Source organism: Nostoc sp. FACHB-133, from assembly GCF_014698055.1.
Classification (GTDB): domain Bacteria; phylum Cyanobacteriota; class Cyanobacteriia; order Cyanobacteriales; family Nostocaceae; genus Nostoc.
Genome location: NZ_JACJSH010000073.1, coordinates 1 through 22,747, shown reverse-complemented (window position 1 = coordinate 22,747; position 22,747 = coordinate 1). Strand labels below are relative to the sequence as shown.

The window sequence follows — 22,747 nt, the reverse complement described above, 5'->3', positions numbered from 1 at the left end:
ACTGATAATTTTATTTCCAGCAATCATCACTGTAAAAGACTTTCTGTTGTCCGTTGGGTAAAATCTCGCGCACCATCCGTTTCTAACACGCCATCTGTCAACAGCAAATACAAAACAGACAGACCATTAGAGTTCTAGAAAATATAGTTAATTGGTAGGTAAATTGTATGGTTTACGCAGTGGTGGTTCTCCTCCACTCATAAGAGTAACTGAATCTTCAGCTTCCTCACCTACAGACCACCATCCGGCTATGATTGTTTTATCAGTCTGCGCCAATAGTTGCAGCTTGGGCAAAGTCTCCTTGATTTCTAAAGCACCGGCAGCAAAACATGACCAAAACCTAACTTCAGCTTCAGTATCATCTAACCCTTGGATAATTACACTCACTGCTGGCTGATATACATTTTCTGGTAATTCATGAGAGAGCTTATTGCCAATTCCTTCTAATGCTTGCGCTCTAACAAAAGGAGCCTCAGCAATGTTTGCTGCTACTTCGGTCAGCGTACTAATCACTTCCTGATTTCCTTGGTAATTCGACAGAAAAGAGATTGCATACACCACACTATTTCGCTGTATGGGATCAGAGCTAGTAGATAGAATAGACAACAAAGATTTTAGGTGCTTCTCAGTAGCGATGAGACTGAGGGAAGTTGCTGCAAGATCCATAATTCACAACGTTGACCAGACAAAGTATGAATAAGGGCATCAGCGTCTCGCTCATCACCGACTCTTCCGACTAACCAACAAGCTGTCTGTGCTTTCTCTTTCGTCAAGGGTATCAATCCAATTACCACTACGGGAAGCAAACCCTAGTCTTTCAAGTGTCTCGATCTCACCTACTGCTTCTGGAAATTGATTTTTGACTTCTTGAAGATTCATAGATTGGGGTAAAAATAGCGTCGCCCACACTAGGGGCTTATTGGCTGAAAGTATTACTATTCATCTTAATTTGTCAATGGCTGTAACCAATAAATTCAAGTATGCTGAATTTATCAGTGAAGAGTATTGCAACGTGATTGAAGCAGTTACCCTAGGAAAATAGGTAATTTAACCAAGATAAGGATATTGTGGCGGTTTGATTTTCAATAATTCTGTCCAGTATTTTATAGCATTATGTTTGGTGGTTTCTGTGTCACGCGATTTATGAACTTTGCATATCTCCATTATAAAATATGTAAGTTTAAGAGCAGTAAGTAAGTTCATCAACCCTACCGCTTGAAAATGTTGTAAAAATAAGTGAATAATAGTTTGTAATTTTTGTTGATGACGAAAATACATCCACCATTTCATTTGATGTATGGCAATGCTGTTTTGATAAACTAATGTAGTTTCTACTTGGGTTAATTTATCTTTAACTTGATGATAAAACTGTATTTCTTTGTCAAAATCATCTGCTTCTTGGGCTAAAACAGCATCATCAGATAATTGATAAGCCTGACTAATTAAATTACCTGCCGTTTCGGACTGCTGTTGAGTATAACCAAGTTTCATATACATAGTAGCTGCTGATGCCAATTCTGCAAACTCCTCAGCATCATGTAACCAATATATTTGTGCTTGTAATTCCCCTAGTGTGGCTGCTAAAGTCTCATTCATATTTAATCTAACTTTTCCTATAAGGCAATCTGGTAGTGATGCGTTCAGGGTTTCCTCTAAGAAAATGAAAAAGGCGATCGCTGAAAGGATAATGCGTTTTTTACTCTTTGAGATTAGCGGATGCTCCCCTTGTAGTAAGCTAAAGCTAATATTCCAAGGGTGATGCAACGGGAGCTTGATGATAACGAAGAAGACCATTCAGTATAGGGTTTGTGAACTGTGTTGAGGATTGAAAGCCGATGTGCGCCTAATTCCCCAGTGACCAGTGTATAGCGGTCATCTTGCTTCATTTTTATCCCCAAAATGTCATTTGGAGTAATTGTAAAGCAATCACTTCTAGCATCGTCAGGCGATCGCCTGATCACGGAAATAACTGTTGAAGTGCGCCGTTCTTAGAGGATGCATGGCGATCGCTCCCCCTCACAACCCTCAAACCCTGCTAAAATCCCTGTATCAAATATACCAACTACCATGTCTGGCAAAGGATTTGGTCAAGGTAAACCCAGAAAAATAGTACAAAAAGCATCCTGCAATTATTGCTAGTAGGGACTCGCAGCAGGTTCTCCCACACTGTTAGTCCAGATGTCGTCTGGCAGTGATCGATCGCGGTGACATACCCGATCAAGGTCAGGATACGTGATTGTGTCTACTGCCGCTCGGTTGCCGACTACTAGGCATCGCGTTGCTTTGGCACTGCGATTCTCAAGGAAGTGACCTACCGCCACTCCTGCTTCAAAAGTTGCAGCGTCGCCAGGACGTAATACAGTCTTTGTGTCTCCTTCAATGAGCGTGATCTCGCCTTCGAGGACATAGACCATTTCATCCTCAGCACTATGCCAATGCTTGATAGATGAACGAGAGCCAGGTTGCAGAACTTCGATGAACGCGCCAAACAGGGTAAGCCCTCCTGCTTCGCTGATCCAGAGGGTGCGATTTGGCTCGTGCGCGGCGTGAGAAGGGCTTTCCTCTACGAGGAAACGATCAGGAGTGATAACAGTCATACTGACACCTCTAGGAATTCTGGGGCATATATCTATTCCATTATGTCTAGTAGTCTGCCAAGGGAATTTTGCGTGGTGGCAAGCTCTTGGGCAGAGGTGCCATTCGGGCAGGGGGGAAAGAACTTGTACAAATCTCTCCTCTGCCGACCTCCACAAGCGCAATTTTGGGGAAAGCGAACTACTAGGCTACGAATCGAAGCAAAACTTCTCTATGTTTGTGCAGTCAGGTGGGAACCCTAACTGCTGGTGAAAGCGATCGCAGTGTTGATGTTTGACGCTAAACACTCGAAGTAGAAAACAGTAATCGTTACAGAAGCAAGAGGTGGGTAAACATTTGCGTAGCCCCTTGAAGTAAAGATTACGCTCCTGCTTCCTCAGACACCAATACTTTTCGGTTAAGGGGGAAAGGGAAAAGGGAAAAGGGAAAGGGAAAGGGTTTGAATTTCCCTTTCCCCATTGCCCTTTAACCTTTCCCCAGACCAAAAAAGAGATTATTGGGTTTAACCGAAAAGTATTGCCTCAGACACTAGCTTTGCTTGTAAAATTTGTTATATAAGATACAATTGCTTACTTATTCTAGATTTTAAGGAATTTTACTGAGATTTCAATTAGCTTTCTTTAAGAAGAGAAATAGTTTCGTAAATTTACGATGTTTTTGTCTGAAGATAACTGTCATTTTAGAGGAACAGATTTCGGGAAAGAGAGTTTATATATGAATTTACCTAAGCAAGACCATTTAAATCACAGCTTATTAAACCAGATACGTTATCAGGTTGAAATATTAGAAATTCATAATCCCAAATTAGCCAGGATATTATGTAAACTAATTCCATCTCACTGTCCTTTTGAAAGAACTGTATCAATTTTAGGGCGGACACTTTTTCACATTCCCCCATTATGTAAAATCAATCCTCTCTATGAACAAATAATTGGTCTTCGTTACAAGTGTTTGTTGTATTTAGTAGATGAATGCGGGGAAGACGCGACAAAGTATTGTTGAATGGTGATTTTATTTAGTAAAAAGAGAGAGGAGCTTGGTTTAAAATCTAGATAATGCTTTACTCCTGCAACTCAGTAAGCTTTTGTTGATATTCTTTGTACTCTCTGTCTTGATGCTGCAAGTATTTCTCAACTGTTACTTTAGCAGCGTTTGCATTATTGTATTCATCTCCACCTTGGCTTAACAATCTCTGTTTGGTTTGCTTTCGGAAGTCAGAAACAACTTTGCCATTAACTTTACGCGTCTTTGACCAATCTAGAATGGGTTTAGGATAGCTACTAATGTCAATGTATTTCCCCTGTTCAATTTCTGGTAAACTGTAGCCCTTTAGTTCCGGTATCCAGTGGTAAATAAAGTCTCCTTGAGGGTCTTTTTCAGCAATATTCTTTGACGGGTTATAGATGCGGAAAGTATCGCTAAGTGGATTAGTTACACCAGCTTGCATCTGCCATTGCCAATTATTAATTGCTAAATCTCCATCTACTAAATAGTTCATGTAGTGTTTAGCTCCGTGATGCCATGAAATCCCACAATTAATAGTTAGGAATGTCGCGCACATTGCCCGCATCCGAAAATTCATCCAACCCATTGTTTTGAGTTGTCGCATACTGGCATCAACCAATGGAAAGCCTGTCATTCCTTGTTGCCACGCCTGAAATAATTTTTGTTTTGCTCCTGATAACGCTGATGGGGTATATAGTTGGTCAAATTCTGGGTAACGGTTAGTGTAAGCAATTTCTGGATGGAAATAGAGCCGCCCAGTAAAACTATCATGCCAACGCAAACGGTCTCGAAATGTTTTGAGGGAAAATTCCGCTTTGGGTTGAGCTTTTAATTCTTCTGCTAAGGCTTTAGTACTTTGGTAAACAGTGCGAGTTGAAATAGTCCCAAAGGTTAGGTGTGGTGATAAATGAGATGTTGCTCCAAGCTGTGAGAGCATTGGGCGAGAAAGTTTCCAATGGTAGCCAGAGTATCTTTTCTTGAGAAATGAGTCTAGTTGAGCTTGTGCTTGTGTTTCACCCCCTGAAAAGTAAACTTTCCCTACTGCCCAAAAGCGATGGTATTTCTGTTTAAGTTCTTCAAATGTTAGCCGTGGTAGATTGAATGTGATTTGAGGCGTATTAATAGTTGCTGGTGTTTTATATTGAGATTGTCTTTGATAGGTGTAGTATTCGTTAAACCACTCGTCACGTTGCTCTGCTGATTGCAGAAAGTTGTTTAGTCCAATGTGGTAATCAAGGTTTAACTGTTTGTAGAAATCAACTACGGTTTTATCCCGGCTGATACCATATTCTACCTGTACATCACGGTTAAAGAAAAGTTTGGGTTTATATCCTGCAATGATTAACTGCCTAGTCAACTCTTGCACGATGTCTGTAGAATTACCTTCAAATAAGTACAGCCGATTACCTAACTTTTGCAGATTTGAATCGAGATTTTCCAATGACTCAAACAAGAAGCGGACTCTAGCAGCTCCGACATCAGCCCAGGTATAAAACCAAGGGTCAATAATGAAGAATGGCAGAACTCTTGCATCATTATCAGATGAAGAGGTAACAATTTCATTATCAGTTAAACGCAAATCTCGACGAAACCATAGAAGGTGCATAAAGGTGCATAGTTTAATTTACTACTACTATAATACATTTGTACCAACAGGTGATTTTGCTGGGCGTTGTTGAGTATTTATAGCAGATGTAAACTATTCTGACTGCGCTGACTTTACACAGTGCAGCGAACCGAACAAGTAAGTTCTAGTTATAAAACTGCAAGGATAGCGGATGTAGGGCAATACTTAAAAGTTAAAAGTTTACATGAGGGCACATCTGCCCTCATTTTTAAGATGGATATCAGGTAAGTGTGCGTTAGAATTGAATGAGTGGCAACTTGACTGACTTGAAGCTAGATTAAAGAGTCGAGGGTAAAAGTTGCTCACAGGGCAAAGTTTAATAATTGGGTCATTGATAAGTTTTTTATACAGCATTCGTGGTAAGCAATAAAAGTACTGTCAAAGAAACTGTATGCAAACGGTATAACCCAGAACTAGCGATGTACAAGATTAATATTTACAGGCTTTAAAAGTATGGCTAAGGTAACAATTTCAATTGGGTTAACTGATACAGAAGTCAAAGCTTTATCGGCAATGCAGATTTCCGAAAATGAGTCATTGAATCATACAGCGACAAGATTGCTCCAGGGAATCCTGGGTCAGACAAAAGCTGGACTGACGTTATCTAATGGTGATGAAATTAAGGAAATAGTTAAACAGGAAGTAAATGCTTTAGCTGTGTCTACAACTAATGGGGAAGAGATAAAACAGGTGATTAAGCAAGAGATGGCAGATGCGATCGCTCAGATAAAGGACTTAATAGAAAAGTGTGATGGTGGAATTGCCCTACCAAAGCAAGAGGCTATTTCTGTTGAGCAGCAAGTCTTACCAGATTATTCAGCAATACGCGAAAATATCCTTTCTAAATTGAAAACAGGTAAGCAGTCAGCAGCCAAGGCAATTGACGCTTTTATTGAGGAACTGGGTGCTGTCAAGGAGCAACAACAGCCAGCAACTGTGGAATTAGATGTAGCGAGTTAGGGTTTTTGTGCTGGCGACTATTAACCAGTCAACTTAATCACACCTTGGCTGACTAAATTTTCAAGCTGAGAATGATGCTGTGTTTGCTCCCGTAGCAACTTGAGTTGCTCGTAAGTGAGAATGTGTAATCCGGGACGGACAACATAACCTTGAATGGTAATGCTTTGTGGCTGCTTGCTATCGGTGCGGTTGTAGGAAATTGAAGGCATATTTACAATTACGTAAGTTAGAACTGATTAGTAGAAGAAAGTTTAATTCTTCATTCTCTTACAGCTTCACACAAGTTCCTCTTAAAAGGTGACAATAGGATGAATCAATGCCAAAGCATACAGAAAATTCCTAATAGAAGCGTCCATCTTATGCAGGTTCTGTAAAAAAGAGGAGCAAAGGATTAGGTGACGATAAATTTATACAACAAGGCTGTTATATTAATAGTCGGCATGGCTAACACTCTATAGATTTGTAATACATGGGAGTCAAACGTTATCGCAATTCCAAAACAACTGATAAACTCGCAAATCAAGTCACCCCAAGTTTTCTTGATTGACCATGAGAATAATAATCGTGGTTTGACCGATACCAATGAAGCATTACAGCTAGCCGAAAGCCTAGAGTTAGACCTAGTATTAGTGTCTGAAGGAAAAGAGGCTCCAGTTGCAAAGATTCTGAATTATGGCAAGCTTCAGTATCAAAAGAAAAAGCGTCAGGCACAAAGTGCTAGACCAGTAGTAAAAGAAGTTCGGTTTGGTTTGAATATAGGTGTGGCTGATTATAAGTTACGCATTGAACAAGCAGTCGGGTGGTTGAGTAAAGGTGATTCGGTGAAGTTTGCTGTTCGTTTACGAGGTCGAGAACATCAATATCGTGACCAAGCTGGAGAACTACTAGACCGGGTTGTAAGTGATCTCAACTCTGTAGGTAAAGTTCAATCACTTGATAAGCGTTCACTAATTGCTTTAATCATTCCTGCCTAAATTACTTTTTAAGAGATATCTTAACTCTAGAAGTGCGATCGCTCTATTCATCCTTGCGAAGCGTCGGCGTTAATTAAATTAAAGAGTTCAAGTGTTAGTTTCAATCACCAATGCTGTTTGGATCTTGTCAAATCGGGAGCAAAGGAGCGCATGAACTTTTTCTTTGTGAATATCTTTGGTGTTGCGCTCGGCTATACCCACATTTATTCTACGCGACAAAGGTGATGAAACAAGGGAGCTGTGCGGTTTGGTGATGGGGTTGGACTGTCTAATCAGCAGTAGCCGTGCATTGTTAATTTTCGTATGCTGCTAGAAATTATTCCTTTTCCCCTTTATGAATAAAAGGTAATAATGCTAGATTTCGATTACTTGCAATGATTCAGGGTGATTTATGAACAAAGGTGAACTAGTGGATGCTGTAGCAGCCAAGACCAACATCACAAAAAAGCAAGCTGATGAAATCATCAGTGCTTTTTTGTCAGTTGTTACTGAAGCTGTAGCCAATGGTGAAAAGGTAACGCTCATAGGGTTTGGGTCATTTGAGCGACGCGATCGCTCAGAGCGCGAGGGGCGTAATCCCAAAACCAATGAGCCAATGACAATTCCGGCGACCAAAGTGCCTGCATTCTCTGTTGGGAAACAGTTTAAAGAAAAAGTAGCGCCATAAAGCATAAGTAAGCCACCCTACCCAAAAGGCTGGCCCCACCGTTCCCAGTTCTCCTTATTAAATGGACTGCGCCACTTCAAAATAAGGTTCAACTCTAACTCTTGCTTTAAGCGTCGATCAACCGGAGCATCCCACCAAAATGCGGCGTTGACTGCTGTTTGTAACTCATAACGATAATGTAAATCCTGGTAGCTGGCGATGTAGTGTATACCCTGCCATCGCTTGTTACTGCGGCACGTTTCGCCCACGTACAACACAACAGAAGCCGCCGAGTCTATGATGAAATACAGACAAGTTGACCCAGGACTGTCAACTGGCATTCGATAAAACGACATTGGCACAAGCCGCAGCAAGAGTGGATCAATTTGGTCTGGGTCGCAGTGCTTAGGGGTAAGGTCAAATAACGCCGTCTGCTGTGGTGGTTTGTTCTCTTGAACCTTCTGCTGATATTCAAAAATCTGAGATTTCCACTTCAACAGCGCCTCAAGGCTCATTAACAGTGTCTCTGCTCTGCGTGCTGGTGTGAGGGTCACATCTGAGAATAGGTTTAGCTGATTTGGTTCCAATTGGGGTCTACGAGGAGCGTGCCGACTAGCTGATTATCCAAGAGAACTGACAATTAAGAGCATTTGCTTTTGGTTTCACCAGAATAAGGGAAATGGTAGAGTTAATATCTCTAATGAGATAAATGCTGCTACAACCATTACTGTAAAATGAAAAAAGGCTTCTATGAAAGAAACAATAAAACCTTTTAAAAAAATCGCCATATTTGATATGTTGTCAGAAGAAAATTCCGAAATAATTTATTCTGACAAATCACAAATTTCTGCTCAAGTTACTAAATGGGTAAACAGAGCTATCAGCAACGGTGCAGATTCGTGTTATATAAGATTATATGAGGCAAATAGAGAAAATATAGATATAATTATTGAGAATCTATCCTATAAAGAATTGCAAATCATTTTACCATTTTCTCTAAATTATAAATCTTCTTTAGTTAGTGCTTTTCATTTTAGAGAAAAAGACCAAATTAAAATGCCAGAGATAAAAAGCAATTGTACGCTGTTTGGAAAATCATGTCACTCATTAAAATCTATAAAAGAGGCAGAAGATGAAGGATTAGACTATGTATTTTTTTCACCTATTTTTGCGACCCCAACTCATCCAGAAGCAAAAGGTATTGGTCTAGATATGCTCACTAAAGCTTGCAAATCAACACAAATGAAAGTTTTTGCTCTTGGGGGAATTAACGAAAACAATTATCAAAAATGTCTTGATGCTGGTGCGTCTGGTGTTGCAGCAATTAGTATGTTTAAAAAATAAAATATTTTTCCTTGATGCCTTTTTCTTAGCGTTATTAACATTTGCATAGCCCCAGCAGAGATTACCCTTCCAGTGCTTGTTAGAGCGATACGTCTCACCCACATACAGCACAAGAGAAGCCGCCGAGTCAACGAATGTGGACAAGACCCCACATTCTCTGCAAATAAGAGGGGTCTCAAAAACACAATAATAGCGGCTACTGCTCTCTAAAGGGCGACAGTAGAACTAGAAAAGCTACGTTTGAGCAGGAATACAGCTAAGACGATGCCTAAAATAGCCAATACTGTAGTCGGATAGAAGAAGACAGTGTAACTACCGAATATGTCTCTAATTCTTCCAGCCAGCAAAGTTCCACCTAAAGCACCAGCACCATAAGCAGTGAAGACAATGCCATAGTTTTTGGCGTAGTCTGCTGATGAAAATAGGATTAAGGTAGTGGTAGGAGCGATCGCTAGCCATCCCCCAAAGGAAAAGTAAAATAGGGAAAATGCAACTAAATAGGTAGCTACCGCACCTTGACCTGCTTTCAGCATCATTAAAGAAGCAATTAATACCAATGTAAAAGACACAATTGCCCCCAACTTAGGACTAAAGCGGTCAGTAAACCAACCAAAAAACAAACGTCCCAAAGCATTAAATACGGCAAATAAGGAGACTGTATTAGCTGCTGTTGCCGCATCTAGTTTAATAATTTCTTGGGCTAATGGGCTGGAAATACCAATTGCTGCTAGTCCAGAGAAGGTGCCGATGGTGTAGCATAGCCATAAGCCGTAAAATCCTTGACTTTTTAACATTGCACCTTGATTGGGGTTAGATACGTCGCCTGAGTTTGTGGTAGTTGGATTCCATCCTGCGGGTTTCCAGTCTTGTGGCGGTGTCTTTAATACAGTGGCGATAGCTAAAATAATCGCTGTAAAAGCTACGCCTAAAATCACAAAAGTCTGCCGCACTCCATAACTATCAATTAGAGATTTGGCTAATGGTGCAGTAATTAACGGCGACAAACCAAAACCGATGACAGTTAAGCCGACAGCAACACCTTTTTTATCAGGAAACCATTTAGCAACAACCGCTAAAGGGACTCCATAAGCTATACCCACACCTACACCTGCAATCACACCGTAGGTAAAAGTCAGCAATTGTAAGTTCCCATTAATACTCGACAGGATATAACCTAGTCCCACAATCACACCACCAACTGCTGTCACCACACGAGAACCAAAGCGGTTGATGTAAAAACCAGTAATTGGCATCAATATCGCAAATAGCACTAGCAAAACCGTAAATGGCAATAAACTTTCTATGGCATTAATGCTCAGTAATTTTTCTAGAGGTTTTCTGAAAATACTCCAGGAATAGACAGTTCCCAGGCAGAGTAAAACGGTTGCACCAAGGGGAATAAGCAACCATCTGCCCTTTTCTGCTGGCATACCAAAAAGCTGCATATTTTGCATCTACTTTATTGTATTATTTTTCCCTTAGTATCTCACCTTTTTGCTTTTACACATGTATTAACCCTGTTTTGCCAAGCAGTGTGCTGGTAACGCAACTTTGACCAATCCAAGGTGCTTACATCACATCTGCCATTGGTTAGCAACCGGGAGATCGCATTTAAGTCCTCTCGCATCGTCCGCCGGGAACCTGACCCAGAGAAGTTTGAACTTATTCTTCAACCCTCAGCAAATTTGGTTTCTTAGAAGAGGGATATTTAAAGAGCATGAGAACCATACAGCAATCGCCCTTCCTCAAGCGTAATATCCCGTTAACAGATGCAGATTTAGCCTCTTTGGAAGAATTGCTGTTCAATGCCGAAGCCGTTGAAAGCCGAGAGAGGTTTGAGGAGGTCTACAGGAAAAACCTCAGCCTGAAGTTGTTCATTGGTCAGTTGGTTGGTTTGGATAGGAATGCAGCGACTGAATTTACCTTTATACCTAGCTTGTAAAATGTAGTCGATTATCAAATCAATTGTAAAAATGACAAAGTAAGGATGAAGAATTATGCTGGAGTCAGTTTTGATTGCCTAAGAAAAGCAAGTTTTAGTAGCTGGCAGGACTTACAGTTTCAACAATATGACTATGAAATCACCCATTTTATTTAAAACTTTAACATTACTTAGTTTTTTGCTGCCTATACCCTTTAGTATGATTGCTAATGTTCCGGTTATAGCAAATACACTTAATACGTCCACAAATACTGAACAACCAAAGCGGTTGAAACTAACTTTATCAGGACATACTGCACCTGTGCGTGCATTAACCCTTTCCGCTAGCGGTCAAGTTCTTGCTAGTGGTAGCGATGATAAAACAATTAAGCTTTGGAATGCTACTACAGGTGCATTACTTCACACTTTAACTGGACACGGTGAGGGCATTAAATCAATAGTATTTACTTCAGATGAGCAAACTTTAATTAGTACCAGTTTCGATAACACGATCAAATTTTGGAATACGCAAACAGGAAAGGAAATTCGCACGATTTCAGAGAAAACAGGGGTGAAAGCAATGTTGTTGACCCTAGACGGGCAAACTTTAATCAGTGGTAGCGGCGATAACACTATCAAATTTCGGAATCTCAAGACTAGAAAAATCGACCGGATACTCAAAGCAGAAACAACAGCACTTGCAATTAGTCCTGATGGTAAAACTCTCTTAAGCGGAGGTGAAAATGGGGGAAGAATTCGGGTTTGGAGTCTGGTAACAGGTAAACAAATAGGCAGCTTTACCCCACCACTGCCCAAAAAAGAAGACCTAATCAGCGGCTCAGAGCGTGCATCAGCCCCGATTACGCTTGCTGTTAGTAATGATGGGAAAATGCTCTTGTGTGGTGGATACGACGATAGTTTTCAATCTGGTGGAGTTAGAAGCACAGATGGTAAAGGTTTCAAAGCTTGGGACTTGAAAACAGGAAAGCTAGTTCATGATTTATCGTTGGGTACGAGTATCGATGCGTTAATTATAAGTCCCGATAGCAAGACATTTATTGCTGGTGGTTTAGGCAGAGAAATCATATTACGCGACATCAAAACAGGGAAATCAGTCATGGAGCTTACCGGACACGCAGGTGGAATTTATGGACTGGCAATAAGTAGTGATGGCAAAATTTTATATAGCGGTAGTGGTGACAAATCTGTTAAAGTTTGGCAGATAAAAGTGTAATTCGTTAGCTAAACGCTACAAATTACAAGATTACACAATAGAGTAGCAATGTAGATATAAATCTTGGGAAATGATGTATTAGCTTTCTGGTTTCTGTTCATTATAATTTGTTTATTAATGCTCTTGAAAAAAACTTTATTAGTCGTATTTCTCTTAACTCTATCAACCCCCAACGCCCTAGCATTTTCCGACACCGAAAGCTATTGGGCAAAACATTGTATCCAACAACTAAAAGAGCGTAAACTAATTACAGGCTACCCTGATGGTAGTTTTCGCCCAGAAACAACAGTGACACGCGCCCAAGCAGCAGTGTTAATGCTAAATGCTTTTCCTGATTCACCAGTGAAACGTACAGCTGCGTCTTTTAAAGATGTACCTGCTGATTATTGGGCAAATAAAGCAATTTCTACCGCTTACCAAAAAGGATTTTTTTCTGGTTATCCTGGTGGTATTTTCCAGCCAAACCAACCAATTCCTCGTGCCCAAATCATTGGTGTTGTAGCTGGAGGGAAAAATTACAGCCCTTTACCTAGCCCAATGCAGACATTACAACAATATTTTAACGATGCGGGGCAAATACCTAACTATGCCCAAAATGCGATCGCATCAGCCACGATTAATAGTATTGTTGTCAATTATCCCAATGTCAAACAGCTAAAACCACTACAAAGTGCGACTAGAGGGGAAGTTGCGGCTTTAATGTGTCGGGCGCTTAATATTTACACGGTTCCCCCACAATATATTGCTGGAGTCGAAGTAGACAGCCAAGAAATACGTCCTTTACCAGGAAAACTTGATATTATTCCCACCTTCAACAGTAATAGTCCTGAACTGGTGACAACTGAAGGAATTTTACTATCAACTTTTCCCCCAGATGGGAAACAAGTACATGAAGCACATTTAAATTATCTCTTTGAAGGCAGATTTGACATATTTGCTCATCATATCGTCAGGGCAGAAACACCAGCCCAAAGCCGCACTCTATACCAAGGGATAATTGTACATAATCCGGGAAATGAACCTGTGATAGTGCAAGTATTACAAGCAGCTAGTTACCTTACCAAAGAAGCACAATTTATTGCTTTAGCTGATATGGTTGAAAATCCCCAAGGTACAGTTTACTCTGGGCCAGGCGATCGCACAATGAATGATGTACTGCGGGGAGTTCGGCAAGAGATTTTTCCCCAAAAGCTGGTGATAGAACCAAAAGAAACTAAAATTCTAGCAAATTTACCAATTCCGGTACAGGCTCCTTCTTCTAACGGTCGCACTACGATGATACGCTTGGCAAGTAGTAATCCAGTTTATATCGCAAATTTAGTCAAAAATAGTAATATTTCACCGACTTTAGCCGAATGGCAAGAACTTTTGGATACAGGTAGTTTAGCAGGAAAGCGTGACCCCATTCCAACACCTCTTGACCCTCCCAAAGAACCAACGGTATTTAGTCGCGTCGCTGGTGTATCCCAAGGAACGCAATGGAAAACACAAATTACGGACAATCCCAATGTTTCCGAGTTAACAATACCCTCACCAGGAAAGGCGTTTTCTTATCCTTTGGGAACTGTACATTTAATTACTCTTAGCACTGGACAAATTCAAAGTGCAGCAATGTTAAAACGTTATCCTGATACGGCCTACTTTGCTCACAGTAACTATGGTGTTGAGTACAATCTAACTTTGCCTCTAAGAAATATTACGAATGAAACCCAGACTATAACTGTGTCAATACAGACTCCTGTGAAGGATGAAGGGGGAACAGATAGACTGCTATTTTTAAAACCAGGTGTAGAACAAATATTCTTTCGGGGAACGGTGCGGGTTCGTTACATCGATGATAATGGTGTGGAAAAGACGCGCTATGTGCATTTGGTACAGCGTCGGGGACAAAGGGGCGAACCATTGGTGACACTGAAGATATTGGCGAGTGAAAAGCGACAAGTACAGATAGACTTTTTGTATCCTCCAGATTCTACGCCACCACAGGTTTTGACGGTGAGAACAAAGAGGTGATTTAGGATTTAGGATCAAGTCTCGTGCTTTACGCAAAAAAAACGAATAGTCTTGAAGTTGGCATTACAAAGGATAAAGGTCAGTATCAGCTAGCTTATTACAGACGGCAACCGCGAATTTAAATAGATGCTTTGGAGAAAAAAACAAGTCTACTTGCATTACAGAGGTAAGTAATCTTACATTAATTGCTTACCTTTTATCAACTGACATTCAAACTAAAGCAGTTAAGGAAGATTCACTGTTAAAATACCACCAGTCCGCTAAATTAAACGAGAAATACAGCTTATGATTACTCAAATGATGGTTCAACCCTCATTCTGGGTAGATTCTGGAATCAAACTCAGTAAAGTTAGGGACATACATTTGTTTAAATTTACTGAAGAATTACAGTCTCGACTCGAAGAATTATCTGAGAAAAAGAAAGCTGGATTGCTAACCACAGAAGAAGATGCTGAATTGGCAGGCATATTGGAACTAGATAGAATTTTTACCTTGCTTAATGCCAAAATCATTTCTGAATCATGACAGTTAATGATGCAACCAAAAAATTAGTCAGACAAAGAGCAAAATTTCTTTGTGAATACTGTCATTCTTCAGAAGAAGCAAGTGCTGCTCTATTTTCTATTGACCATATTGTACCCCAATCTCTTAAGGGTTCGGATGACCCTGATAACCTGGCGTTAGCTTGTCAGCGTTGTAACGGATATCGCTATAATTTCACCACTGGAATTGATCCAGATACAGGACAGATGCTACCTCTATTTAATCCACGCCAGCAGAAGTGGTCAGACCACTTTATTTGGTCAGGAGATGGTCTAAAAATTATTGGCATTAGTTCTGTAGGACGAGCTACAAGTAATCGTTTAGACCTTAATGATGAACGTCATAATGAAGGGTCTATTGTCAAAGCTCGTCGTCTTTGGCTCAAAGGTGGTTGGCATCCACCTGATGAAGACCCGCGACAAGTAAAAGAGTTTTGATTTGCAATTTCCTTAACTGTATGAGTAAAGGCAAAGTTTTTAGGCTTAGAGAAACTGATATTCGATGAAAAATGCGAGCGCACGCTCGGTGTTCTTAGGGGCTAGACCATTACTTAAATGTTGATTAACCAATAACTTTAAGTCGATGTTCTATGTCGGCGTAGCAGAAAACCTACTCCAATCAAGCCGATGCTAAATATCGCCGTGGTATTTCTCGGTTCTGGAACTGTTTGAAACGTTTGAAAAGAACCTGAGATTAGAGGTAGACCTCTTACAGGAGCAGTTGGATCTGGGTTGAGTGTAAGATTTTCGGACAAGAGAAGTGTGCCAATCGCACCGTCGAATTTACCCGATCCACCAGTAATACTTATAGTATTAGAAACCGTGCCCACAAAATTTTGAAAGTCAAGGGTAGCAGTACCTCTGGTGGTTCCGAATAGCTTATCTGCTCCTTGACCAAAAATTGTAATGTTACCAAGTGGTAAGTCGTTTAACCCAAACGTTGCTGGATCTGGCTCAATTGTAATCACACCTGTATTATTATCGAGATTGCCATAGCTGATATTTACAAGTCTAGTTAGACCGTATGGCGCATTAGCACTTTCACCTATATTGGTTATTTTTAAAATGTTTCCTGCGATCGGTTCAAGAGTAGTTTCTGAATTGTAGATAGCTGAAAATGGATATTGTATCTGCGCCACTACTTTTTTTGTACCTAGTCCAAAACTTAAAAGCGCCGCAGCTACCGGAGTGAACCATACAGCCCGTAATCTAAGCATAACTAATTTGATTTTGATATTAGGTAGTGTTTACTTTCATTAAAGACAAGCTACCGTAAATTTCTCAAAAAATAAACCATCTAATTAACTGTTACTTAGATGATGTTATAACTGAGCGGTTCAGAAACCACTCAAAATAGCTAATCTCTGGAATTACACCCATTCTCACTGGTAAAACGGAAACTCCTAGTCCACGCGATACGTACAGGGCAATCGCACCATCTCGATACCAACCACTGACATAACGTCCGCTACCAGGCGGGCGTAAAGGAGCAAAGCCAAAGAATGATAATTGTCCACCATGAGTATGCCCTGATAACATATATTGTGGTTTGTATTGTCTTATCTTTGCTAACTCATCACTTGAAAAAGAGTCTCGATATGCTGGTGAGTGGGCCAGTAATAAATGGTTTTGTTGAGGACTAAGACCTTGAAGTGATTTGATTAAATCGGGTTTACTGACTAAATCATCCAATCCCGTGATTAATATAGAATGTTCGCCATATTTATGTAAAATACTTTGATTAACTAATAAGCTGCAATTATAAGTGGCATAGATTTTTGTCAAACGTTTTAAATCGACACCTGCCCAGTATTCCCAATTACCCATAATTGCATACTTAGCTGTTTGCTTATCAAGAAGCGACAAAAAGCGATCAAATCCATCAAGCTGTTCAACTTGATCAATTGAATCTCCAGTAAATAGTACAATGTTTGGGTTAAGTTTATTAACTTGTTCAGCGATACGTTGTGCCCGATTATTAAATTGTTTGAGATGGAGATCGCTGATTTGGACAATCTTAAAACTATTCTTGTTAGAAGTGATTTGTTGATTTAGTTGATGACGTGTAACAACGAAACGATTCGGCTCAATGATCAAAGCATATAGAACCAGTAAACAAAAGCTAACACTGATAGTGAGTAGAATAAATAGGCACTTTCTTCTCTTCTTTTTTGCCAGCATTAGTTTAAGTTTTCTAAAATTATCTGAAAATAATACAGGATATAGTTGCACATCCCCTAGTGGTAGAGCAAACTTCCGTGTAGCTGCGGATTCAAAAACTACACATCGCTCTAAAAGCGAAACTCAGTTCATTGCCTAAGACCAATCAATTTTCTCTCTTACTGCCGAAAGTCCTTCTAATGTGGGCTATTGCAGTGGTGTGTTGGGGGAAATCTAGTGTGAAGATTGGGTTTAGGAGCTTTTGTGTTAGAAACGCTACTGCTGAGGGAAAACTGAAAACAAGACCCTGTTTTAAAGACTTTGATTGTAATTCATCAGCCGAACGCTACAAATTACACAACAGAATTGGCAACGCATACATGAGTTCAATTCATAGTATTTGTGTACTATTTATTGACAAATAAGTACTTGTTGCTAAAATCTTTGAACAAAGTCAGGGTAAGTTGAGTTAGCAATTTTTTAGAAATGAAATTGCGAAAAAGCAATCTAATCAGGGATTCTCATGCAAAATTTATCAAATATTGACTTATTTTATGCTTATTTAGACTTAGAAATTAATAGTGAAAATAATATATACCGCATCGGATTGGTATCTCTAAATTTAATAAAAGATTTTTATCAAGAGAATCTAAATCAAGCTTACGAAGAGATGAGGAAGCTAAAAAATAGTAATTTAGCAGTATGCGGTCACAACTTCCGCCGCTTTGATTACCCTTATTTGATTGAGCAAGAACCTCAATTATCTTCTTGGCATATAATTGACACTTTAGAACTATCAATACTCGCTTTCCCCCTACAGCATTCGCATAAGCTAAATAAAGATTATAAGCAAAGTGAATATTCAAGTAATAATCCTCTAGAAGACGCACAGGCAACTCGATTATTACTTGGTCAACAATTAGAAGCACTGTTTAAAAAGCCTGATGAAGTACAACAGGTATATATTTGGCTCCTGACTTGTGGTTGCGATGGTGCAGACCTTGCATATCAACAATTTTTCAGCGATCACCTTGGTTTGAAGATTGAACAACCCGCCATAGAAATGCTGCCAGAAACAATGCTAAAAGGAATAAATCAATCCTATTTGCAGCAGGTATGGTCTAGTCCACAAACTTATGATTTTGATACCAGATTATGCGTGGCGGGATTACTGGCTTGGAACTATGAGTGCAATGCCAATGAATCGAAGCAGGTTTTTTGTGATTGGCTCAGACATTTAAATGGTTTTCAAGCTGTACTTGAAAATTTGCGTCCTTTAAGTACAGATGAATTCGCTATTAGCTCTTACTTGGAATATTTTGAAATTCCCAGTTTTCGACCTTTGCAAGAAGAAGCTGTTCAAGCAATCATTAATAATGAGCGTCCGCTTGTTCTCATGCCTACTGGTGGTGGTAAATCTTTATGCTATCAATTACCAGCTTTCATGTTCCACGAAAGGCACAAAGCGCTGACTGTCGTGATTTCGCCACTCCAAGCATTAATGGCGGATCAGGTAGCAGATTTAGAACAAGCTGGGTTTTTCTTCGCCACTTTTATCAACGGTAATCTCTCAGCAGCAGAACGTCATCAGCGATTATCAGAACTGCGTTCCGGTTCTAAAGGTTTGCTGTACATCAGTCCTGAGCAACTGCGCTCAATGAGTATTCGAGCATTGTTAGAACAGCGTCCTCCGGTTCTTTGGGTGATTGATGAGGCTCATTGTGTTAGCCAATGGGGCCACGATTTTCGACCAGATTACCGTTACATTCCTAAATTTATTCATGAATTATATCAAGAGCCGCAGCTTGCAATGCCTTTGTTAGCTTTAATGACAGCAACAGCAACAGTTGCTGTTATTGAAGATATTAAAGAGCTATTTGCCCAACACGAACTAAATATAAATCGTACAATTGATGGGGCAACAACAAGAGATAATCTAACTTTTAATGTGATTCCAGTAGCAGGGAATAAAGAGCAAGTTTTGTTGAATCAAGTAAAAGAAGCTCTTAAACTAGGTGGTAGTACACTGATTTACACTACTACACGCAAAAATGCCCAAAAGTTAGCAGAAATTCTTAAACAAAGTCACATTGAAGCTAAATATTATCATGGGAAACTTGCAAAAGAACAAAAACAACAAGTTTTGCAAGAATTCAAATCAGGCAAATTGAATGTAGTTACTGCAACTTGTGCCTTTGGTATGGGCATCAACCGTAAAGATGTACGCTCTGTCATTCACCATTGCATGAGCGCCAATTTAGAAGGTTACATCCAAGAGGCTGGACGGGCAGGACGTGATGGAGAGCCAGCAGTTTGTACTTTACTCTTTGATCTAAAAGATGCTGATACAGTTTTTCGTTTGCAAAGTTTGAACCAACTGAGCGAACAAGATTTAAAAAATGTCTTGATATCGACCAGACATATCCGCAATCTCACTTTTGGCAGTGCTAGAGATGATTGGTTTTGGGTGACAACCAATGAAATTTTTCAATTGGGCGACTTTGATGAAGAATTTGGTGAAGAACCAGAGCAGCAAAATACTAAAATAAAAGCAGGATTGCATTACTTAGAAAAATTTGGTTTATTAGAACGAGCCGAGAACTTTTCAAGCTTTATCGAATTTGAACTAAGCCATAATACTTTTACTAAGTCTATAGAGCAGTTTGAGGAATACAGCCGGATGAAGGATTTATCCCGATTTGAAGCAGACAACTTTGAGCGGCTGATTCAAGCAATGCACATTGCAAAAGCTTATTGTAATAGCAATGATCAACCGTTTCCTCTCGACCGCCTCAGTGATGAAGCTGGAATTAGCTTACATGACCTGACTGCCAGAATCCGTGAACTGCAAAAGGCTGAAGTCTGCTCTTTTGAAATACCAATTACACTTGTGATCACTAAGGGTGTAAGAGGAGATGCCCGTAATAATCATGAACGCATTCGCCAGTTAGAAGACCAATTACTCCAAGTGCTTAATGAGTTGTTTGGGAATGAAAATGAAATACAAATAAATCTGCGTGGACTTGCTTCTCGACTTGACCCAGACAATAGTAAAAAAATCAGAGCATCCAACATCATAGATATTTTGGAAGGTTGGGTTGCTCAAAAATGGCTAAAGTTAAGTAGAATTTCTAGTGATGTGGTTCGCTTAGGAGAAATGGGAGTTGCAGAGCATTTACCTGGGCATAAAATTCTCACAACTACAGTATTGGAAGTTTTGTATCAAGCATTGGGAGATACAACAGGGGCGAGATTACCTCTGAAGTACGAATTAGGTAAACTTGCTAAAGAAGTTACCCAAAAAATTCAACTTGACTGGAATAATGAAGAGTTAGAAGTTATTCTTTTGTGGCTGCACCAGAGAAAAGTTATTCGGTTAAGTGATGGGTTGAATTTATTTCAACAGTCTCTGAAAATTCGTGTAATAAAAAATGCAAGTGTTTCCAGCGTAAAACGCCGTTACCCTGAAGTTGAAGCTCACTATGATGAACAAACTCGTCGCACCCATTACATGGTGAAGTATGGTCAGTTAAAGTTAAATGAACAACGTCAGCAATTCGTTAGTGATTACTTTGGCACAAATCAAGAAGAATTCGTTTCAAAGTACCAATTTTTGGCACGAGAGATTACCAGACCGATTCTTCCAGAAGATTACAACCGTATTTTAGAACCGCTCAACCCTGCTCAAAAAGAAATTGTTCTAGCTTCAGACCCAGCGATGGCAGTAATTGCAGGCCCTGGTTCTGGTAAAACAAGAACTATTGTTCACCGGATTGCTTATCTTGTAAAGGTTAAGCGAGTTGAGCCGAAGCGTATTCTTGTTTTAGCTTACAACCGTAATGCAGTTAGAGAATTACGGTTGCGGTTGCGTAATTTGATTGGCGAACAAGCATCACGAATTCGGGTTTTTACTTTCCACGGTTTAGCCTTATCACTTTTGGGACGGACGGTAGGTGAATACAGAGGAACTCGGACAATAAATTTTGATCGGCTTTTGGATGAAGCTTGCGAATTAATTGAAAAAGGCGAAGAATTTGAAGATGCAGATGAAGATACTCAGGCACGACGAATTCAATTATTAGGAAAATTAGAATATATCTTTGTTGATGAATACCAAGATGTCACTGAGAAAGAATATCGTTTAATTAAGTCAATTTCTGGCTTAAATCAATCTGAGGATGAAACACAGTCAGTACAAATTAATCTCTGTATTATTGGAGATGATGACCAAAATGTTTTTAAGTTTAAAGGTGCTGATACTAGATATATCCTTCAATTCCAAGAAGAGTATAAAGCAAGACGATTATTACTTAACGAAAATTACCGCTCTACAGAAAATATTATTGAAACTGCTAATTGTCTTATCCAAAATAACTTAATACGCTGTAAACAGGCTCCAGAAGAGCAAGTTCGTATTAACTCTGAACGCCAAGGATTAAGAGGAGAGGCAGTCTCCGCTTTAAAGTTCAATAATTTATCACGACAAGCAGGATGGATTAAAGACAAAATTCAATCTTGGGTCAACGTAGGTATTGCTCCTCATGAAATTTCTATTTTAGCTATTCGTTGGGATGATTTGAATCCTATCCGCTTGCTTCTAGAAAAAGAAAATATATCTACTTATGCACTAAAAAATAATACTATTTCATTAATAAAAAACCGTTGTACTCGTCTACTAGTTAATGCTTTACAGAAAGACTATAGTCTAGTTTTAAGCCCTGAAGAATTAGTTCAGAAAAGATTTGAGGCGTTTTTTGAACGTACTGGTCGTAGCTTAAAAGAACCTAATGTTAAATTTTTAATAAATATTGCTAGAGATTTAGATAAAGAACGAGGCTATGGGTCTGAAGATATTGTACTACCTATTAGTGTTGATGAAATATTGACTGCTATATTTGAGTTTAATGAAAATGGTGAATCCTTCCTAGAGGATAACTCAGTTTTAGTCACTAGCTGTCATGGTTCAAAAGGTCTGGAGTTCCGTAAAGTCATACTTTTAGGTGATGGATTTAAAACTAATTGTAATGAGATGGAATCAGAACGACGACTCTTTTATGTTGCTATGACTCGCGCCAAAGAAGAATTAATTGTTTGTTCTACTCAGCAGAATTTATTTGTACAGCAAGCTGGTTTAACTTCAAAAACCACTGCTTATACTGAAACTCAACTTCCTCGGTTGATGCGTTACTTTGATTTAACTCCCAGTGATGTACATCTGGGCTATGAATTGACTAAAAGAAGGCAGAACATCATTAAAAGTTTGCATGAAAGTACTCCTATCGAATTAAGGATAAATTCTTTCGGTAATGGTTGGAGTATTTTTACACGGCAGAATCAGGAAATTGGTTGTTTATCACGGGATGGAACGCAATCTCTTATAAATAAAGGTATTTTCCCTGGACAGTTTCAATTTCAGCCTGGTGAAGTAACAGTCCGATATCTATATGACCATACTAAGAGGGATGATATAACAGGGGAAATTTTGGAGAATTGGTTTGTTGTGATTCCACAAATTCGAGTATGTAGAAATGCCGAAAATTAAATTTATGGTGATCGCTGCTACCATCCGCGCCCATTGCTTTCCAGATTCGGTTGGACGATATCGGATTTGATGAACCCAACTACGGGAGCTATGCGGTTTCGTCAGATCCAGTAAAAAACAAGCGATCACTAAATCATTTTCCCAGTAGTATAAATTTATTTATACTTTTTAAGCAGTATTAACA

The 22,747-nt window shown here is 39.5% G+C and carries 23 protein-coding genes; 12 read left to right on the top strand and 11 right to left on the bottom strand.

Annotated elements, in window-relative coordinates; all coding sequences use genetic code 11:
• Positions 1-147: 147 nt before the first annotated feature.
• The 5 genes from H6G86_RS33055 to H6G86_RS33035 all read right to left on the bottom strand — a co-directional run bounded on the left by H6G86_RS33055 (position 148) and on the right by H6G86_RS33035 (position 2,753).
• On the bottom strand, positions 148-666 hold the full coding sequence (locus tag H6G86_RS33055) for a HEAT repeat domain-containing protein (RefSeq protein WP_190937870.1): 519 nt from the start codon (positions 664-666) through the stop codon (positions 148-150).
• A 54-nt stretch (positions 667-720) separates the two neighbouring features.
• Positions 721-879 (bottom strand): hypothetical protein, encoded by a 159-nt coding sequence (locus tag H6G86_RS33050; protein WP_190937869.1) that lies wholly within the window; start codon positions 877-879, stop codon positions 721-723.
• Between the two features lie 168 nt (positions 880-1,047).
• Positions 1,048-1,596 (bottom strand): hypothetical protein, encoded by a 549-nt coding sequence (locus tag H6G86_RS33045; protein WP_190937868.1) that lies wholly within the window; start codon positions 1,594-1,596, stop codon positions 1,048-1,050.
• Positions 1,597-1,709: 113 nt separating this feature from the next.
• Entirely contained in the window at positions 1,710-1,886 is a 177-nt protein-coding gene (locus H6G86_RS33040; protein WP_181154551.1) for a hypothetical protein, read from the bottom strand.
• Positions 1,887-2,135: 249 nt separating this feature from the next.
• Entirely contained in the window at positions 2,136-2,753 is a 618-nt protein-coding gene (locus tag H6G86_RS33035) for a cupin domain-containing protein (RefSeq protein WP_242065098.1), read from the bottom strand.
• Positions 2,754-3,309: 556 nt separating this feature from the next.
• Here H6G86_RS33035 and H6G86_RS33030 point away from each other — a divergent pair.
• Positions 3,310-3,597 carry a Mo-dependent nitrogenase C-terminal domain-containing protein gene (locus H6G86_RS33030; protein ID WP_190937867.1) on the top strand — a complete coding sequence of 96 codons (288 nt, stop codon included), beginning with the start codon at positions 3,310-3,312 and terminating at the stop codon, positions 3,595-3,597.
• A gap of 58 nt (positions 3,598-3,655) precedes the next feature.
• On the opposite strand, the gene H6G86_RS33025 is transcribed toward H6G86_RS33030, so the two are convergent.
• Entirely contained in the window at positions 3,656-5,206 is a 1,551-nt protein-coding gene (locus H6G86_RS33025; protein ID WP_190937866.1) for an FAD-binding domain-containing protein, read from the bottom strand.
• Positions 5,207-5,680: 474 nt separating this feature from the next.
• On the opposite strand from H6G86_RS33025, the gene H6G86_RS33020 reads away from it, so the two are divergent.
• Complete coding sequence (locus H6G86_RS33020; protein ID WP_190937865.1) at positions 5,681-6,187, top strand: hypothetical protein; 507 nt, start codon at positions 5,681-5,683, stop codon at positions 6,185-6,187.
• Positions 6,188-6,207: 20 nt separating this feature from the next.
• On the opposite strand, the gene H6G86_RS33015 is transcribed toward H6G86_RS33020, so the two are convergent.
• A complete protein-coding gene (locus H6G86_RS33015) occupies positions 6,208-6,396 on the bottom strand; it encodes a hypothetical protein (protein ID WP_190937864.1) in 189 nt (62 codons plus the stop codon).
• Positions 6,397-6,645: 249 nt separating this feature from the next.
• Here H6G86_RS33015 and infC point away from each other — a divergent pair, with 249 nt between their 5' ends.
• Together infC and H6G86_RS33005 are read left to right on the top strand one after the other, a co-directional pair.
• Positions 6,646-7,161 (top strand): translation initiation factor IF-3, encoded by a 516-nt coding sequence (gene infC, locus H6G86_RS33010; protein ID WP_190937879.1) that lies wholly within the window; start codon positions 6,646-6,648, stop codon positions 7,159-7,161.
• A gap of 391 nt (positions 7,162-7,552) precedes the next feature.
• Positions 7,553-7,828 (top strand): HU family DNA-binding protein, encoded by a 276-nt coding sequence (locus tag H6G86_RS33005; protein ID WP_190937863.1) that lies wholly within the window; start codon positions 7,553-7,555, stop codon positions 7,826-7,828.
• A 17-nt stretch (positions 7,829-7,845) separates the two neighbouring features.
• Here H6G86_RS33005 and H6G86_RS33000 read toward each other — a convergent pair whose 3' ends face one another.
• Positions 7,846-8,361: a GIY-YIG nuclease family protein gene (locus tag H6G86_RS33000; RefSeq protein ID WP_313931549.1), complete on the bottom strand. Its 516-nt coding sequence runs from the start codon at positions 8,359-8,361 to the stop codon at positions 7,846-7,848.
• 196 nt (positions 8,362-8,557) lie between these two features.
• Here H6G86_RS33000 and H6G86_RS32995 point away from each other — a divergent pair, with 196 nt between their 5' ends.
• Positions 8,558-9,151, top strand: a complete 594-nt coding sequence (locus H6G86_RS32995; RefSeq protein WP_190937861.1) for a thiamine phosphate synthase — start codon at positions 8,558-8,560, stop codon at positions 9,149-9,151.
• 206 nt (positions 9,152-9,357) lie between these two features.
• Here the strand turns inward: H6G86_RS32995 and H6G86_RS32990 are convergent, their stop codons facing one another.
• Positions 9,358-10,605: an L-lactate MFS transporter gene (locus tag H6G86_RS32990; RefSeq protein ID WP_190937860.1), complete on the bottom strand. Its 1,248-nt coding sequence runs from the start codon at positions 10,603-10,605 to the stop codon at positions 9,358-9,360.
• A 111-nt stretch (positions 10,606-10,716) separates the two neighbouring features.
• On the opposite strand from H6G86_RS32990, the gene H6G86_RS40265 reads away from it, so the two are divergent.
• The 6 genes from H6G86_RS40265 (at position 10,717) to H6G86_RS32965 (ending at position 15,299) form a co-directional block, all read left to right on the top strand.
• On the top strand, positions 10,717-10,848 hold the full coding sequence (locus H6G86_RS40265; RefSeq protein WP_524538521.1) for a hypothetical protein: 132 nt from the start codon (positions 10,717-10,719) through the stop codon (positions 10,846-10,848).
• 20 nt (positions 10,849-10,868) lie between these two features.
• Positions 10,869-11,093, top strand: a complete 225-nt coding sequence (locus H6G86_RS32985) for a hypothetical protein (protein WP_190937881.1) — start codon at positions 10,869-10,871, stop codon at positions 11,091-11,093.
• 127 nt (positions 11,094-11,220) lie between these two features.
• Positions 11,221-12,306 (top strand): WD40 repeat domain-containing protein, encoded by a 1,086-nt coding sequence (locus H6G86_RS32980; RefSeq protein ID WP_190937859.1) that lies wholly within the window; start codon positions 11,221-11,223, stop codon positions 12,304-12,306.
• 117 nt (positions 12,307-12,423) lie between these two features.
• Positions 12,424-14,319 carry a DUF3370 family protein gene (locus H6G86_RS32975; RefSeq protein ID WP_190937858.1) on the top strand — a complete coding sequence of 632 codons (1,896 nt, stop codon included), beginning with the start codon at positions 12,424-12,426 and terminating at the stop codon, positions 14,317-14,319.
• Between the two features lie 285 nt (positions 14,320-14,604).
• Positions 14,605-14,844 carry a hypothetical protein gene (locus H6G86_RS32970; protein WP_163939136.1) on the top strand — a complete coding sequence of 80 codons (240 nt, stop codon included), beginning with the start codon at positions 14,605-14,607 and terminating at the stop codon, positions 14,842-14,844.
• The gene (locus tag H6G86_RS32965) at positions 14,841-15,299 is read left to right on the top strand and encodes an HNH endonuclease (RefSeq protein WP_190937857.1); all 459 of its coding nucleotides are present in this window, start codon (positions 14,841-14,843) and stop codon (positions 15,297-15,299) included. Before H6G86_RS32970 ends, H6G86_RS32965 begins: the two co-directional genes overlap by 4 nt.
• Before the next feature lie 137 nt (positions 15,300-15,436).
• On the opposite strand, the gene H6G86_RS32960 is transcribed toward H6G86_RS32965, so the two are convergent.
• Positions 15,437-16,078: a hypothetical protein gene (locus tag H6G86_RS32960; RefSeq protein ID WP_190937856.1), complete on the bottom strand. Its 642-nt coding sequence runs from the start codon at positions 16,076-16,078 to the stop codon at positions 15,437-15,439.
• A 91-nt stretch (positions 16,079-16,169) separates the two neighbouring features.
• A complete protein-coding gene (locus H6G86_RS32955; RefSeq protein WP_190937855.1) occupies positions 16,170-17,093 on the bottom strand; it encodes a metallophosphoesterase in 924 nt (307 codons plus the stop codon).
• Between the two features lie 451 nt (positions 17,094-17,544).
• On the opposite strand from H6G86_RS32955, the gene H6G86_RS32950 reads away from it, so the two are divergent.
• Entirely contained in the window at positions 17,545-22,563 is a 5,019-nt protein-coding gene (locus H6G86_RS32950) for a RecQ family ATP-dependent DNA helicase (RefSeq protein WP_190937854.1), read from the top strand.
• The last annotated feature ends 184 nt before the right edge of the window (positions 22,564-22,747 follow it).

What these genes read in the sequence shown, in the direction of transcription:
- H6G86_RS32985 (WP_190937881.1), top strand. Translation starts at nt 10,869, where the DNA reads ATGAGAACCATACAGCAATCGCCCTTCCTCAAGCGTAATATCCCGTTA.
- H6G86_RS33030 (WP_190937867.1), top strand. Translation starts at nt 3,310, where the DNA reads ATGAATTTACCTAAGCAAGACCATTTAAATCACAGCTTATTAAACCAG.
- H6G86_RS32965 (WP_190937857.1), top strand. Translation starts at nt 14,841, where the DNA reads ATGACAGTTAATGATGCAACCAAAAAATTAGTCAGACAAAGAGCAAAA.
- H6G86_RS33040 (WP_181154551.1), bottom strand. Translation starts at nt 1,886, where the DNA reads ATGAAGCAAGATGACCGCTATACACTGGTCACTGGGGAATTAGGCGCA.
- H6G86_RS33020 (WP_190937865.1), top strand. Translation starts at nt 5,681, where the DNA reads ATGGCTAAGGTAACAATTTCAATTGGGTTAACTGATACAGAAGTCAAA.
- H6G86_RS32950 (WP_190937854.1), top strand. Translation starts at nt 17,545, where the DNA reads ATGCAAAATTTATCAAATATTGACTTATTTTATGCTTATTTAGACTTA.
- H6G86_RS32995 (WP_190937861.1), top strand. Translation starts at nt 8,558, where the DNA reads ATGAAAGAAACAATAAAACCTTTTAAAAAAATCGCCATATTTGATATG.
- H6G86_RS32960 (WP_190937856.1), bottom strand. Translation starts at nt 16,078, where the DNA reads ATGCTTAGATTACGGGCTGTATGGTTCACTCCGGTAGCTGCGGCGCTT.
- H6G86_RS33045 (WP_190937868.1), bottom strand. Translation starts at nt 1,596, where the DNA reads ATGAATGAGACTTTAGCAGCCACACTAGGGGAATTACAAGCACAAATA.
- H6G86_RS33025 (WP_190937866.1), bottom strand. Translation starts at nt 5,206, where the DNA reads ATGCACCTTCTATGGTTTCGTCGAGATTTGCGTTTAACTGATAATGAA.
- H6G86_RS32980 (WP_190937859.1), top strand. Translation starts at nt 11,221, where the DNA reads ATGACTATGAAATCACCCATTTTATTTAAAACTTTAACATTACTTAGT.
- H6G86_RS32970 (WP_163939136.1), top strand. Translation starts at nt 14,605, where the DNA reads ATGATTACTCAAATGATGGTTCAACCCTCATTCTGGGTAGATTCTGGA.
- H6G86_RS32990 (WP_190937860.1), bottom strand. Translation starts at nt 10,605, where the DNA reads ATGCAAAATATGCAGCTTTTTGGTATGCCAGCAGAAAAGGGCAGATGG.
- H6G86_RS33050 (WP_190937869.1), bottom strand. Translation starts at nt 879, where the DNA reads ATGAATCTTCAAGAAGTCAAAAATCAATTTCCAGAAGCAGTAGGTGAG.
- H6G86_RS33015 (WP_190937864.1), bottom strand. Translation starts at nt 6,396, where the DNA reads ATGCCTTCAATTTCCTACAACCGCACCGATAGCAAGCAGCCACAAAGC.
- H6G86_RS33055 (WP_190937870.1), bottom strand. Translation starts at nt 666, where the DNA reads ATGGATCTTGCAGCAACTTCCCTCAGTCTCATCGCTACTGAGAAGCAC.
- H6G86_RS32975 (WP_190937858.1), top strand. Translation starts at nt 12,424, where the DNA reads ATGCTCTTGAAAAAAACTTTATTAGTCGTATTTCTCTTAACTCTATCA.
- H6G86_RS33005 (WP_190937863.1), top strand. Translation starts at nt 7,553, where the DNA reads ATGAACAAAGGTGAACTAGTGGATGCTGTAGCAGCCAAGACCAACATC.